This window comes from Parafrankia sp. EAN1pec (assembly GCF_000018005.1).
GTDB classification, from domain to species: Bacteria; Actinomycetota; Actinomycetes; order Frankiales; family Frankiaceae; genus Parafrankia; species Parafrankia soli.
On record NC_009921.1, the window covers coordinates 5,255,882 to 5,270,667 of the forward strand.

Consider the following 14,786-nt stretch of genomic DNA (forward strand, 5'->3'; position numbering starts at 1 on the left):
AGGGCTGCCGCACGAACGGGTCCTCGCGGCGCTGGCGGGCGAGCGGGGTCTGCTCAGGCCTGGCGCAGGGGCGGGTCGCTGAACAGGTGGTCGGCGCCGGCGGCCAGCACGGCCAGGTCGCCGTCCACCCCGGTGAACAGCGCGTCGCCGTCGGACAGGGCCGCGCCGGCCAGCACCCCGAACAGCGCGGCCCGGTTCTGCCGGGCGGTGCCGGTGTTCACCTGCTGGAGCAGCCCGACCGTCTGCTGGCTGGGGGTGGGCACATAGTCCGGCGACGGGGCGACCATGCCGGACAGCGGCGTCCGCCCCGGCGGGGACAGGTACTCCTCCATCAGCAGCTGCACGGGGACCACCCCGCGGCTGTCCCCGAGCCGTGGGAGCGGGGCGGTGACCGAGAAGCCGCACAGCTCGCCGGCGAGCACGTCCGCCGACGGCTGCGCCGGGATCTGGCTGAACGGCACCGGCGGATCCGCCCACAGCGACGCCGGCACCGTCTGCGTCAGCGGCTCCAGCGACCAGTCGGAGACGTCGACGGGACCGGCCGACCCGTCCCGGTGCAGGGACAGCGTGTGGACGGACGCTAGCCCGGTCAGGTTCATCGGTCGGATCGCGATCCCGCCCGCCGCGGTGTCGGAGCGCCGCACGGTGCGCCCGGCGTAGGCCAGCTCGCTGGCTGGGATCGCCGAGCGGGTCTGGAACACCAGCCGCCCGGCCCGGACGATCCACAGCTTGCCACTGTCGTTCTCGGGCGCGTCGCAGGTCTTGTACAGGCCGTCGGTGATGGCGATGCCGCACAGGTCCGTCCCGGCGGGCAGCAGCGCGGTGAACTCATCCCACGCCAGCGGCTTGGTCTCGGTGCCGGCGCCGTCCGAGCCGAACCGGACGCTGAAGCTGACCAGCACCAGGTCCACCCGGACGATGCCGCCGGTCGGCGGGCCCCACAGGTGCAGCGCCGCACCGAGCGACACGGTGATCGTCTTGTGGCAGAACAGCAGGTTCAGCCGATAGGACGCGCCGATCGAGATGGCGATGTCGGCGGTGAAGAAGAACGGGTGCCAGCTGATCAGGAAATCCGCCTGCGCGGTGAACCAGGCCTTCAGGTCCCCGTCGTGGAAGAGCACCTCCAGGCCACCGCCGGCCATCGCGCAGGAGCTGGTCAGCGCGAAGTAGGAGCCGCCCTTGACGCTCACCACGTCGCTGACCGCCCAGTTGAAACCGAGCCGGGGAACCTGCGGGAAGTAGGAAGGCGCCTGGAAGGCGGGATGGTAGCCGCCCAGCGTGAGGACGAACTGCCCGGCGGCGGGATTGTCGCCGAACCACAGGTAGAAGGCGAAGCCGCCGGTGAGATGGCAGTCCGGGGTGAGCACGTAGCTGTTCCGGCTCAGGACCGCGGTCGCCGCGAACAGGCCCTGGCTGGGCTGCACGACCACCCGGATCATCATCTCGACGTAGGCGTAGGCCGGCGTATTGGCCTCGGCCAGCGGCAGCCGCAGCGTCGACAGGCCCAGCAGCGCCAGGGCGAACTCGTGGCCGAACTCCGCCACCAGCAGCGCCCGGGTGTTGACCAGCTCGAAGGAGGTGAACTCCAGGCCCGCGGCCAGCCAGTACTCGCCCGACTTCGGGGTGATCCAGGCCTTGGTCACGCCGCCCAGCGGCTTGGTGCCCTCCAGCACCCCCAGGATCTCGGTCGGGTCCTGCCGATTGCTGGTGCCCGGTGGGGGTGCGGCGGCGAGCGCCAGCAGCGGGAAGCCGGCGACCTCGTCCTGGCCGGGGACGGCCAGCGAGCGGTTGAAGCCGAAACCGCCCATCAGGCCGGTGACGAAGAAGAACGGCGGGCCGCCGAGCGGTGCCTCCAGCTGGGCGAAGACGAACAGCGACGGCATCCCGGTGGCCAGCTGGGCCCAGGACCCGAGCGCGGCGATGCTGAACTCCTCGGCCTTGACGACCAGCATCCCGTCGTACTGGAACTGCACCCCCGGCGCCAGCTGCGAGTCCGGCACCCGCAGCACCGCGCCGGCGATCTGCACCGGCGGGTTGTTGTACGACAGGCCGAGCCCGGACAGGGTGAACACCGGGGAGAACGCCTTCAGCGACGACCCGACGCCGAGCCCCAGCAGCGACAGCGCGAGCGGCCCGATGGCGATGTTGGCGTCCAGGCTGAAGATCAGTGTCTCGTGGGCGTACTCGATGCCGATGCGCTGGATCTGCACCGGCCCCAATGTCTTCCCGACGTCGAACCAGGTGCCGCTGCCCTGTTGTGGCGCCGGTGGCCCGGAGCCGGGCGTGGTCGCCAGCTCGCTGCCGCCGCCGGCTCCGCTGCCGGTGCTGTCGCCGGCTCCGGCTCCGGTGCCGCCGCCGCTGCCGCCGAGCTGCCGCTGCTGCTGGCTGTTCTGGCCGCTGGACGGGCCGAACGACAGGGTCAGCGGCACCGTGTCCTCGCCCAGCCGCAGGTTGGCGACGAAGACCATCCCGGCCTTCAGCGACGGGTACCCGAGCGCCTCGCCGCCCAACACCTTCAGGGTGGCGTCCAGCGCGGTCACCGCGTCGTCCGGATAGTCGCGCGTGGCGTAGGCGATCTCCAGCTGCTGGATGCCGACGTCCACCGAGGGTGGGATCGCCGGCCCGGCGACCGGGATGTCGGTCAGCCGGACGTTGAGCGGCACCGTCAGATCCAGCAGGAACACCCGCTGGGAGGCCACCTTCGAGCTGGCGAGGACCAGCTGACCGTAGTGCTTCGAGCGGGCGGTGAGCACCAGGGCGCCGGTGGTGAAGTCGTAACTGAAGCCGGCGCCGGTCAGCGCCAGGTCCAGCCCGCCGGGCAGCGTCGGGACGTCTGTCCAGCCGAACGCGGCGGCGATGTCGCTGAAGTTCAGCGGGGCGCCGGTGTCCGTCCAGGTCGCGGTGAGCAGCGACCCGGTGGTGCCGAGGTCCAGGTGCAGCGCGAACAGCTCCTCGCCGACCGCCAGCGCGCCGGCGAGGTGCACCGCGTGCCCGGAGCCGCTCCGGCTGAACACCACGGTCAGCTGCGCGGTCAGCTCGGTGTCGAGGAACGGCAGCGCCACCAGCGCGGTGCCGTGGCAGAGGTAGTCGAACGGCTGGCCAGCCGCGGGACGGGTAGCGTCGATCCCGAAGTCGACGAAGGAGATGTCGCGCAGCACCGATGGCACCGAATCGTGGCTGCCGAGCAGCGCCGCCACCAGATCGCCGAGGTTCACCGCCCCCCGGTAGGCGCCACTGACGGTGCTGACCTCCCAGGTGGTCTGCTTCGCCAGCTCGACGGTGATGTCGAACTCGCCGGGGAACACCTGCGGCAGGAACTCGGCCTGGGCGGCGATCCGCACCGACGCCCAGTTCAGACCGGCCGGGTCGACGACGTCCACGAGCAGGCGCAGCTTGTCCAGGACGAGTACGTCCGTGATCAGCGGCCAGGGGTTCAGGGTGCTCACCGAGAGACCGAGGTAGCTGACCGCCGGGGCGGTGGTGACCGCCATCGCGAAGTTGTCCAGGCCGACCGTGTCGAACACCGAGCTGAGCTCGGACGGAATGTAGTCGGTGAAGCTCGCGCCGCCGGGCAGGCTCCTGATCAGACCGGTGATCGACCTCCCGCTGGGCAGCGGGGTGGTCTCGACCCGGTACAGCCCGCCGGCTATCGGGATCGAGACCGACACCTCCAGCGACCGCTGGAACGTCCCCAGCACCAGCAGGTCGATCTCCTGGAGCGGGTTGGTGTCGTCGTCAGCCGTACCGATCCGCACCGCCACCCGCGGATCGGTGAGCGACAGCGCGTCCGCCCCCGAGCCGAGGCTGAAACCGGAGCTGTCGATCGAGGCGGTCAGCGTGCCGACCGGCAGCGGCTGGCCGGCGGTCGGCGCGAACGGCCCGTGGGCGCGTACGGTGCCGCCCTGGCCGATCACCGGGCCGAGCAGACCCGCCACCAGCGGCACCCCGCCCAGACCAAGCAGGCAGAGCAGGTTCTGCCCGGCCTGCAGGTCGACGGTGGTGCCCTCCGCACCCGGCCAGTCGAACGCTGGCTGCTCGACGCTGCCGTAGACGAACCGGGCGTCACTGACGGTCAGACTGTTGAACGGGAACAGCGCGAGCCCGGCGAAACTGTCCGTGACCGCCCAGCCGCTCGGCATGGTGGCGGTGACGGACAGCTGCAGGGCGCCGGCAGCGATCCAGAAGCCGAGGGTGACCGGCACCCCGTCCAGCCACAGCACCGAGGCGGTACCGGTGCTGACGCTCAGCACGCCGCCGGCCGGCTCACCGATGTCGGCGGGGGCGACCCCGGCCACCGTCAGGCGCTGCTCGGCCGGAAGCGTGAACGCGTCGGTGATCGCGGTGGCGGTGACCGCCGCCAGGATCGTGTCGTCCAGAACGATCGGTTGGTGTGCCTGGGCCAGCTCGCGCAGATGGGCGGCCAGCGCGGTCAGGTCGGTGAAGGGCGCGCTCATGAGCGGTCCCGCGAGGGACGGTTCCGCAGCTGCACCGTCTGCTGGCCGGTGCCGTTGAGGTAGAAGGTGGCCGTGGTGGCGGCGGCGTCCACCAGCCCGCCGTTCAGCGCGCCGGACGTGAGCTGTTCCACCGCCTGGCTCTTGGCCTGCGCCTGGGTGTCCAGGTTGTTTGCCTTCGCCGAAATTTCGGCGGACGCCTTCGGCAGCACCCGCGTGGTGATGAACGTGCTCAGCGTCTGCTCGCCGCCGTCGTCGGGGTTGCGGGGCTGCACCCGGATCGGGGGCGGTGGGGAACCGCCCGGTGGAGTGAAGTCGGCGCTCTCCGCCGCGGCGATCCACCGGGTCAGACTCTGCCGGCCGCTGTGCACCTTCGCCAAGCCACCGGTTGTGTCCGACTCCGGGATCTCCTTGCGTACGCCGATGCCGTTGTAGAACTGGTACGGAATGCCTTCATGGTTGAAGTAGTTGATGATGCTCAGATCCTCGGCCGAGGTGATGAACGGCGGGCCGAAGTTGAGCCGTCTGTCGTCGCAGTAGGCGATGTTCCACAACGCGGCCTGCTGGATGATTCCCAGCCGTTCCGCCGCCGGCAGCCTGTCCTCCTGTCCCCGGCGCCCGGCGTTCCACTCGCCATCCGCCCAGCCCTTGTTCCGCGCCTGTGACAGGGCCTGGGTACCACCATGGAAACCCGCACAGACATTGTTGCCCAGTGCCGCCTCGACCGCGGCGAAGCCGGGGAAGCTGGTGAGCGCGACGACGTTGTCGTCGATCATCCAGGCGGCGTCCCACGGCGCCGCACCCGCCCGCTCACGCGCTTGTAGACGCAATGTCTTGCAGAACTCCAGCGCCGCGAACCGGGTGGCCCCGAAACCGAGCATGGTCAGGCTGCGCTGGGCGCTCACACCCTTGGTGAAGCGCCAGCCCACCGGGGTGATCCTGGTGTCCTTCAGCTTCTTCTGGTAGTAGTCGTATTCGGCGATGTTGACGACCATGTAGACGTTGCGGCCGGCACCGACCCGGTCCGGCGCGTACCACGGCGGCGATACCTTCGCGCCGGTCTGGTTCCGCAACGCACGCAGATCGCTGACGTTGTCGAAGGCGGCGATGCTCAGGCTTGCGAGCTGGTCCCTGCCGGCGTCGAGGCCGCTGCGGATCCACGTGGCCCGGCCGCTGGACACCACCACCAGTGGCGGCGAGCTCCCGGCCTCGGCGCGGGCGACGCTCGGCCAGTCCGGCACTGTCAGGTCGAGACCCGCACCGATCAGGCCGAGCGCCCGGAGCATGGCCATCCGGTTGTTGAGCAGACCGGTGTAGAGGGGCCGGTCATCGGCCTCGAAGGTGGGGCCGTTCAGCGGCGTGTACTTCTGGTTCACCAGCGGCGGGCCGTAGTTCGTGTTCTTGTCCGTGTGTACAGGCATCACTCACCCGGGGGAAGTTCTTCAGCGGATCAGGGCTCTACCGGGAAAATGCACGTTTAGTTCATTCGTCGCTACCGTCGGTGCGGCGCGGGCGGCTGGCCTGAAGAAGGAGACATCGATTGTCGAGATCAAGGCAAATGCCGAACTGAAGACATCGGTGCGATAAAACGGCCATCGGGAAATCGCTCCAGCCGCGACTTCTGGGAGCCTACGTCGCCCCCAACCGGCAGGCAAGACAGAGTGTTGTTTCTGTTACCTTGCAAAGATCAAAAAAGTGGATTCCCGGGTGCCGTGTTCTGCCGCGCATGGTCGCTCGACCTAACTAATCATGGCGCTGACCTGGGGAAATGGTGGCAGTGCGGTCGGGTGCGCGTGCCCACAGCCCGCCCCGACCGCTGCCGCCCCACCGGGTGTGGGTGCCCGAAACTCGTCCGCAGGACCTGACCAGGGCTTCTGTCTCACCCGATGATCGATAGGCCTTCCCCCGGAGGCGATCGGACACCTATACCCCTACCCGGCCAGTACGCCACGGAGTTCGACATCACGGTGTCCGCCCTCGGCAACAAGATCACCGATGCGGCCGACGTCGCATTCCTCCGAGACCAGATCGGCGACGATCTACGCGTCTGCTTCCACCAGTCCGCCCCCGTCCGGGCGCTCGAACAGGGCCGCCCGTTCCACCTCGACGACCTCGAACCCGCCAACCAGGCTGCCCTGGCCGAGCTACTGGCCGCCGTGGACACCACCATCCGCGACCCGCAGCGATTCCTCACGCAGATGCACGAGATCCACCGCCGCAACGCCCGCGCCTGGGCCAACGACAGCATCGGAACCGATCTCACCACCCAGATCGACCCCGACTACCAACCTCCGTACCTGCCAGTTCCCACGCCGCGTAGCGCCTCCGCCGCCAACACTGCCAGCGAGGACGCCATCACAGCGTGAACAAGCCACCGGTGGAACCGCCCCGCGCGGCCCACGGGGCGGCCCAGCCGCGCCGGGCCTGGCGTGAAGCCCCCGCATGCCCCTGTCCACACTCGGTCCCATGGGGCACGGACACCACCACCACCACTTTCCGTCGAGCGCTGCCGACGGGAGCGGGGCGGGAGACAGGACCATGGCGGGCCGGACGTCGCGGACCACTCTCGTCGTGATGGCCAGCGCCATGGCCGCGTTCCTGGCGCTGACCGCGCTCGGCGCCGTGCTGCTGTGGCCGTCGTCCGCACCGCGGGAGCCGTCGGAGAACCTGCGTGACCTGGCCGGCGGATCGGGCGAGCTGGTCGACGCCACCATCGGACGCGCCGGGCGCGGGCCCTGCCCGGACCTGCTCGGCCAGGGCACCACCGTCGGCACCTGCGACCAGCTCGACGTCGTCCTCGACGGCCGGACCGGACCGTCCGCGCGGCTCCACCTCGACACCCTCGTCGACCCAACCGCCCCCGTCCTCGAGGCCGGCGACAAGGTCCGCCTCGCGCCTACGACCGACATCAGCGGACGCCCGACCTACCGCGTCGCCGACTACCAGCGCGCCGCGCCGCTCGCCTGGATCGCGCTGCTCACCGCGATCGTGGTGGTCGCCGTCGCCCGCTGGCGCGGGCTCGCCGCGCTCGCCGGGCTCGTCCTGAGCTATCTGGTGATCGTGAAGTTCACCCTGCCGTCCCTGCTCGACGGCCACTCGCCGGTCGCGGTGGCTCTCACCACCGGAGCGGCGCTACTCGTCCTGCTCCTGTACCTCGCCCACGGTGTCTCCACCCGCACCACCGCCGCGCTGCTCGGCACACTCGCGAGCCTCGTCCTCACCGCCGTGCTCGGCGCCGTCGCCATCGACCTGTGCCGCGTCACCGGCCTCGGCTCCGACGAGGACGTGATGCTCAAGGCCTTCGCCGGCGAGCTGAGCCTGCCCGGGCTCGTCCTCGCCAGCCTCATCATCGGGTCACTCGGACTGATCAACGACATGACCGTCACCCAGGCCGCGGCCGTGTGGGAGGTCTCCGACGCCACCCCGGACGCGTCAACGCTCTACCTGTACCGCTCCGTGATGCGCATCGGACGCGACCACATCGCGTCGAGCGTGTACACGCTCGTCCTCGCCTACGCCGGCGCCGCCCTACCCAGCCTGCTGCTGTTCACCCTCGCCGACCGCGGCAACGCCGACGTCGCCACCACCGACATGGTCGCCGCCGAAATCGTCCGCGCCGCGGCCGGCACCATCGGCCTCGTCGCCTCCGTCCCCCTCACCACCGCCATCGCCGCACTCGCCGCCTCCCGCCGCCACCGCGTCGACAAACCGCCGACACCAGCCAGTACCCATACCGGAATCGACGACCAGCCAAACACCGGGCAGCCCGCCGGAGCGATCACCCATCCCCTCACTTACCTCAGGGCACAACCCGAGCAGCTCAAACAGCCCATAAGACGGCCTCGACGCCCACGGCCGCCCGCTCGCCCCGGCCTACGGTGAACATCCCCAGCGGCCACGACGAACTCGCCGTCACACCGACCTGCAGCTTTGCCTTGTCCCCGGCGTTCACCGAGCTCACCCACACCATCTGACGGCAGTCGCCGAGGCCTTCAGCATGCCCGGGATCTCCGAATGCACCAGCTCCGCGGAACTGGTGCAGCCAGGCGAATGTCCGCTCGACAGGCCAGCTTTGGCGGCCCGGGCCGACCCCATGGGGCACACCCCTGCAAGCGACGATCAGAGACGATTCTCCGAGGCGGCAGCTTTCACACGTGGTACTCGATCCCGCTTCCGAAGCCAGCGGTAGAGCCATCGACCAATGCGAACCGCTACCCCACCATCCCCGGCCCCGCGATCTCCATCCCCAATCGCGAGAACAGGCCGTCTACCAGCGGAAACGCGCGGCCACGCCGTCGTGCGTCCGCGCACGGGCGCGGGCCACGACCCCGGGATGACACCAGTGTCGGGGCCAGTAGGCCATGGCCCCGACCATCAGCCCGGACGTCCGCGTTGGGCGGTGCGCTCGGGTAGCGGGAGACGCGGCCACGATGACCGGGATTGCATGGCGGGATGCTGCCCCTGTTCAATCACTTCGCTGGACCGACATGCGGATAGGGAACCGAACGGGCGACCCCGACTCGGCGTCGCCCAGCCAGCCCATTCCAGGCACTCCCAGAAATTAGGACGGGGATCGGCCGGTGTGCGTTCGCCACACCGGCCGATCTCGCGGAGCTCGTAGGTGACGCGCGCCGTGACCCACCGTCATATGGCCACCGCGAATGTCGGGCCACACCGGAACGTCCGCGCACACAACGCGCATGCATCTTCCCAGTACAGGGTCGACGGTGGATCCGCGCAGGAGGTATGCCAGGTTGCTCAATTTGCGGAGCAACCGACTTTTAACCAGCTCGAATGATGGTCATAGACTGCGTCTCCAGTTGATCAAAATTGCTTTGACCTGCATGGTTGGATAATATAACCGACCGGCATTCGATTTCAGAATTTCACGAGCGCTCAATGCGTGCTCATTTGACCGGGCCCCGCCAAATGAGTTCGAGCGGGCCCGGCAATGTGCGGCTCGACCCTCTGGAGCGGGTTGTCCCGAACATGCCTGGTTATGATCGACACCGAGCTCACCCACGCCATCTGACCGCCGGCCGGCCGGGCCCCGGCATGCGCGTCTACCCCACGACGCAACAGTGCCGACGCAGGTAAACCTGGAAGACTGGGTCAGGATGGGTCGAACTGTGAGGCCAGGTAAACGATATCGACCGGGTCACCGTTAGTGAGCACGTCATGCACCTCGCGGTACGCCTGGCGGTACTCGGAGAGGATGGCGACAGCGCCGGCGGTGTCCACCATCTCTCCGATTTCGACCGCCGCGTTGGCCAGGTGTCGGACGCCACGGTTGGCGCGCTCCGCGGTGAGCAGGCGGGCAGCGATTGCGTCGAGTCGGCTGGTATCGCCCATCATGACCTTCAATTCCCGTTTCGAGGTGGCTGTGCTCGCGCCGCTGTCGATGGTCTACCCATGATGGCCGGCAGCCGACCACGCGGGTAGCAACGTGGGCTGTTGCATCGGCCGTAGCGGGGCCTTCGTGCTTGTGGGGTGCCAGAAGCCGGCCTGGGCCCGTGAGCTGGGCTGATGCGACGGTGCGGCAGCCGGCATGATGGTCAGCTATGTCCATCCGCCTGCTCTAGCTGATCTTCGTGCGGGTGTGTGGCTGGCTGGTCCTCCTCGGCCGCTCGTCGACATCCAAGGACATCGAACTGCTGGTGCTGCGGCACGAGGTCGCGGTGCTGCGCCGTACCCAGCCCAAGCCCCGGTGGTACTGGGCGGACCGCGCGGTGCTCGCCGCCCTGATCAGGGTTCTCCCCAAGACGCTGCGAGCCCACCGGGTGAGTGCCTCCACGATCCGCCGGGTCCTGAAGTCTCTGGGTCTCCCGCCGGCGCCCAGGCGGCAGACCGACACGACCTGGCGGCAGTTCCTACGCACCCAAGCCTCGACCATGCTGGCCGTCGACTTCTTCCACGTGGACTGCGCCGTGACGCTGCGGCGCCTGCACTGCTTCTTCGTCCTGGAAGTCGACTCCCGCACCGTCCACATCCTCGGGGTCACCGCCCACCCCGACGGACCGTGGACCACCCAGCAGATCCGCAGCCTTCTCATGGATCTCGGTGACCGGGCTGCCGACTTCCAGTTCCTGATCCGCGACCGGGCCGGCCAGTTCACCGCCTCCTTCGACGCGGTCCTCGCCGACGCCGGCATTACCACCTTCAAGATCCCACCCCGAACCCCACGGGCGAACGCCTACGCTGAGCGGTTCGTCCGCACCGTCCGGACCGAGGTCACCGACCGGATGCTGATCTTCGGCAAGCGGCATCTGCGTACCGTCCTGGCCGAGTACGCGGCCCACTACAACGGACGGCGACCCCACCGCGGCCGCGACCTTCAACCACCACGGCCCGACCACCCCATCGCCGACCTGACCCAGGAACGGATCAGACAGCCATGCCCCGCACCTACCCGCTCCCAGAACCAGACCGGCTCGAGGCGACGAGTCAGGAGGTCGTCCTCGGGGTCGACACGCACAAGGACCGGCACGTCGCCGCGGTCCTGACCGCGGTGGGGGTGGTGCTGGGCACCGCGGGCTTCCCGACCACAGCCGCCGGCTACCAGCAGCTGCTGGCCTGGGCGTGTGAGTACGGGACCCCGCGTCCGCTGCTTGAAACGCTACGTCGCCCGAGAGAGCTACCACGCCCTGCCGACGCCACCCACCGCCCCAGCAGCTTGACGAACATAAGGGCGTCAGCGCCGCTCCACCATCTGCCGGCGGAACTCCTCCGTGTACGGCGGCTGTGATCTCGGCACCTGCACTCCTCCCTGGGACCGTTATCCCGAAGCGCCCAGGGGTGAACAGAAACGGGCCAACTTCACTCGGACAGGTGGTGCGACTTGGCGATATCGGTGATCAACCCGCCTGTGACGAAACTGTTGTACAGGTGGGCCGTCCGGACACCGGAGACGGTTGGCTCGCCCAGGTCGTGCAACGGGTCGAAGACGACGGGGCTCGTCTTGTTGTCCGGATGACCGTGCCGGGGACGACGCCGGGACGACTGAGCCACCGACTGACGGTCGATCCCACCGGCTGGCAGCCAGCGATCCAAGTAATCACCAACTATCACGCAACTGATGATCGGATCGGCGCGAACGCTGAGACAAATCCTACCAAACCTGATGGTATAGGGCATACAGTCAAGCGATTACCGGTCGGTAGGAGGTGTGGGATGTCCGGAGCGGGTATCCCACCGAGGGCAGAGCCGCCGCGCCCACCCGCGCCGGATGCCCCCGCCCCGTACCAGCGTGCGTCCCAGCCTCCTACGCCTGATGGACCTGTCCCGTTTCAGGGCCCGCCGCGGCCTCCTGTGCCGGGTGGGCCTGCTCCATATCAACGGGCGCCGCAGCCACCCTCGCCGCCGTCGCCAGGTCAGGTTCCCTGGCCGGTCCGGGTGCTCGTCGTCTGGCCGGCGCGGGCGGTCGCCGCCGTCGTCGTCCTGCCGTTCCGGCTACTCTACGAGCTCGCCCGGCTGATCGCCCGCGGCCTGTGGCGGCTGGTCATCGAGCCGATCGGACGAGTGCTGACCTGGATGTGGCGGCGGCTCGTCGCTCCGGTGGTCCGCGCGGTCGGGTCGTTCCTCCGCTGGCTGTTGACCCCGGCCTGGCAGGCAGTCCTCCTACTCGCGCGGGGACTGGGGTTCCTTTTCGAGCAGCTGATAGCCCGTCCGCTCGGCTGGTTTGTCCGAACGCTGGTGGTTCCGGTCTGGCGGGCGTGCGCCGCGCTCGTCCGGGCCACCCTCCGAGGCGTCCGGGCGGTGCTGCGGGCGCTCGTCGTCGTGCCACTCGCCTGGTGCTGGCGGACGATCCTCGCCCCGGTGGTCCGGGCCATCAGCACGGTGCTGCGCATCCTGGTCGTCATCCCCATCGCCTGGTGCTGGCGAGCGGTCGCGGCCGCATTCCGCCTCCTCGTCGTCCAGCCGTGCCGCTGGATCAACCGCACGATCTGGCGGCCGATCCGCCTGGCAGTCGCCGATATCTCCCGGACGCTGACCGGCCATCGATGATCTGGCCAGCGTTCAGGTGCGGCGGCGGATGCGGGCGTGCGACCAGAAGTGGTCGAACAGGGCGCAGGAGGCGGCACCAGAGGCGTCGACCCGGCGGGCGATCTCGGCGCGCAAGGCAGCCAGGTCGACGCCCAGCCCCGGCAGCCGCTTGTCCAGGCCGAGGTGCGGCCCGAGCTGGAAGGCCTGCTCCGCGTCTGCCGTCCAGGCCAGCCGCCGCGCACCCGGCGGCACGCTGAACGTGTCGAAATGCGACTCCATCCACGGGCCGCGGTAGGCACCCGCCCATCCCGACCGCGTCCTCGTCCCGGTACGTGTGGGTCGCTGGCCGGCCGCTGGTAGCCGGCCGGCCTGTGGGGTGCCAGAACTCGGCCACCGGCGTTAGCCTGGCCTTCTTTAGCCGGCCCACAGCGGGTGCCGTCGTCACCCGCCTCGGCAGGAGCGGCTCTCCTACGCGGCTGAGGAGATCCGCAGTGCCGGTGCGGACCACAACCCGTCACTTCCGGGACGTGACGATCATGGCGGTGGTCAAACCGCAGGTCATCCCTGCTCACAGGCCCAGGCCGCCTTCTGGCACCCCACACCATCCGGCAGGCAAATATGCAGGTCACCACCCAAATCGGGGTTCTGGAGCCCCACACGCCAGGACAGGGTTTGCGGGGCCCGTGACCATGGTGTGGTGGACCTTCGGTGACGGCGGCGGTACGGCCGGGCGGAAGGATCAACCATCGGCGGATGTCAGCGCACGTGCGGATCGACAGCTCAGACGTGCTGACTGCGAGGGCGGTGAGTGTGATGGTCAGCGCCGCGTCGGACCCATCGACGCAACGGTGCCGCTGCCGACGCACGGCTACGTCTCCCGCCCGGCCTGTCGGCTAGCGGTTACCGCCGATCAGAGTGGGTTGGGCCTGCGCCGGTGCCTCAAGTAGCTCCCCGGTCTCGATCGTCTCCGGCACGTCGAGCCTGTCGGTGACGTCCGGTGTGTAGTCCGGACCCGCGTTCAGCGCCTTTCGCATCTGCTCCTTGTCGAGGACGCCTTCCCAGTTCGCGACGACGAGGGTGGCGAGGGTGTTGCCACAGACGTTGGTGAGCGCCCGGCACTCCGACATAAACTTGTCGACCCCGAAGATCAGCATGATGGCGGCGACCGGAATTGTCCCGACGGTCGACAGCGTCGCCGCGAGCACGATGAAGCCGGAGCCGGTGACCCCGGCAGCGCCTTTGGAGGTCAGTAGCAGCACACCGATGATGGTGAGCTGTTCGCCGAGGGAGAGGTCGACGCCGACCGCCTGGGCGAGGTACAGGCTGGCGAGCGTCAGGTAGATGCAGGTCCCGTCCAGGTTGAAAGAGTATCCGGTAGGAACTGTGAGACCCACGACCTGGCGTGGCGCCCCGAGTCTCTCCAGTTTTGTCATGATTTGCGGAAGGACGGATTCGGAGGACGATGTCCCAAGAACGATCAGGAGTTCTTCTCGGATGTATCGCAGCAGCTTGAAGATGTTTACGCCGATGGTTGCAGCAATCGCGCCGAGCACAACGACGACGAAGAACAACGACGTGCCGTAGAAGACCGCGACAAGCTTTCCGAGGCTGGTTAGGGTGTCGATTCCGTACTTGCCTATGGTGAAGGCCATGGCGCCGAACGCGCCGACTGGTGCCGCGTACATGACGAACCGGAGTACCTGGAACATGGTGCGACCGACCCGCTCTATCCCGCCGGCGATTGCGGCACCTTGCTTGCCGGTGAGGTTCAGCGCGATGCCGAATAGTACGGCGAAGAACAGTACCTGGAGCACCTTGCCCTCGGCGAACGCGCCGACCACGCTATCCGGTACAACGTCTGCCAGGTGATCGCCCCAGCCCTTTGACTCGCCCTGTGCGATGTACCCGCCGACGGTCTCATTGACCGACAGCGTGTCCGGGTCGGCGTTGACGCCGTCACCGGGACGCAGCACGTTCATCACGATGAGCCCGAGCACCAGCGCGGCGGTGGTGACGAGCTCAAAGTAGGTGAACGCCTTCAGCCCCACCCGGCCTACCTTGCGCAGGTTGTCGACCTGCGCGATGCCGCCGACCACTGTGCAGAACACGATGGGAGCGATGATCATTTTGATGGCGTCGACGAAAGTAGTGCCGAGTGGCTGAAGGTCGACACCGACTCCTGGGGAGAAGTGGCCCACTAAGATTCCGGCGACGATCCCCGCCAGCACCCAGACGTAAAGCTGCCGGTACCAGCGTCGGCGTGCGGATCCCGTCCGCGACGGGGCCGATAACGTGGTCATGCGAGCCTCCTAGCCGGGCGGTTCCGTGTGCCCGCCCCGTGTGGTGGCGTTA

At 68.8% G+C, this 14,786-nt stretch carries 9 protein-coding genes and 3 pseudogenes; 5 read left to right on the plus strand and 7 right to left on the minus strand.

Going from position 1 to position 14,786, the window contains the following annotated elements; all coding sequences use genetic code 11:
- Window positions 1-53 precede the first annotated feature (53 nt).
- Window positions 54-4,454 (minus strand): DUF6603 domain-containing protein, encoded by a 4,401-nt coding sequence (locus tag FRANEAN1_RS37310; RefSeq protein ID WP_020461911.1) that lies wholly within the window; start codon window positions 4,452-4,454, stop codon window positions 54-56.
- Complete coding sequence (locus FRANEAN1_RS21430) at window positions 4,451-5,872, minus strand: hypothetical protein (protein WP_020461912.1); 1,422 nt, start codon at window positions 5,870-5,872, stop codon at window positions 4,451-4,453. Before FRANEAN1_RS21430 ends, FRANEAN1_RS37310 begins: the two co-directional genes overlap by 4 nt.
- A 546-nt stretch (window positions 5,873-6,418) precedes the next feature.
- Between FRANEAN1_RS21430 and FRANEAN1_RS21435 the strand changes: the two genes are divergently transcribed.
- Window positions 6,419-6,817, plus strand: a complete 399-nt coding sequence (locus FRANEAN1_RS21435) for a hypothetical protein (RefSeq protein ID WP_198145346.1) — start codon at window positions 6,419-6,421, stop codon at window positions 6,815-6,817.
- Between the two features lie 172 nt (window positions 6,818-6,989).
- Window positions 6,990-8,333, plus strand: coding sequence for a YibE/F family protein (locus FRANEAN1_RS21440; RefSeq protein ID WP_020461914.1), 1,344 nt, complete (start codon window positions 6,990-6,992; stop codon window positions 8,331-8,333).
- Between the two features lie 145 nt (window positions 8,334-8,478).
- Here the strand turns inward: FRANEAN1_RS21440 and FRANEAN1_RS43855 are convergent.
- Both FRANEAN1_RS43855 and FRANEAN1_RS21445 read right to left on the minus strand, forming a co-directional pair.
- Window positions 8,479-8,568 (minus strand): annotated as a pseudogene (locus tag FRANEAN1_RS43855) (IS5/IS1182 family transposase); the annotation flags it as partial.
- Between the two features lie 995 nt (window positions 8,569-9,563).
- Window positions 9,564-9,806, minus strand: a complete 243-nt coding sequence (locus tag FRANEAN1_RS21445) for a hypothetical protein (RefSeq protein ID WP_157472742.1) — start codon at window positions 9,804-9,806, stop codon at window positions 9,564-9,566.
- A gap of 227 nt (window positions 9,807-10,033) precedes the next feature.
- Between FRANEAN1_RS21445 and FRANEAN1_RS21450 the strand changes: the two are divergent.
- Window positions 10,034-10,846: pseudogene (locus FRANEAN1_RS21450) on the plus strand (integrase core domain-containing protein); the annotation flags it as partial.
- Window positions 10,846-11,028 (plus strand): annotated as a pseudogene (locus FRANEAN1_RS43860) (IS110 family transposase); the annotation flags it as partial. The pseudogenes FRANEAN1_RS21450 and FRANEAN1_RS43860, both read left to right, overlap by 1 nt.
- A gap of 239 nt (window positions 11,029-11,267) precedes the next feature.
- Here FRANEAN1_RS43860 and FRANEAN1_RS21455 read toward each other — a convergent pair.
- Entirely contained in the window at window positions 11,268-11,459 is a 192-nt protein-coding gene (locus FRANEAN1_RS21455) for a hypothetical protein (protein ID WP_157472743.1), read from the minus strand.
- A 384-nt stretch (window positions 11,460-11,843) separates the two neighbouring features.
- On the opposite strand from FRANEAN1_RS21455, the gene FRANEAN1_RS21460 reads away from it, so the two are divergent.
- Entirely contained in the window at window positions 11,844-12,455 is a 612-nt protein-coding gene (locus FRANEAN1_RS21460) for a hypothetical protein (RefSeq protein WP_041254555.1), read from the plus strand.
- A gap of 12 nt (window positions 12,456-12,467) precedes the next feature.
- Here FRANEAN1_RS21460 and FRANEAN1_RS21465 read toward each other — a convergent pair whose 3' ends face one another.
- Both FRANEAN1_RS21465 and dctA read right to left on the minus strand, forming a co-directional pair.
- The gene (locus FRANEAN1_RS21465) at window positions 12,468-12,713 is read right to left on the minus strand and encodes a glutamine amidotransferase (protein ID WP_020461919.1); all 246 of its coding nucleotides are present in this window, start codon (window positions 12,711-12,713) and stop codon (window positions 12,468-12,470) included.
- 614 nt (window positions 12,714-13,327) lie between these two features.
- Window positions 13,328-14,734, minus strand: coding sequence for a C4-dicarboxylate transporter DctA (gene dctA, locus FRANEAN1_RS21470; RefSeq protein ID WP_020461920.1), 1,407 nt, complete (start codon window positions 14,732-14,734; stop codon window positions 13,328-13,330).
- Window positions 14,735-14,786: the final 52 nt, after the last annotated feature.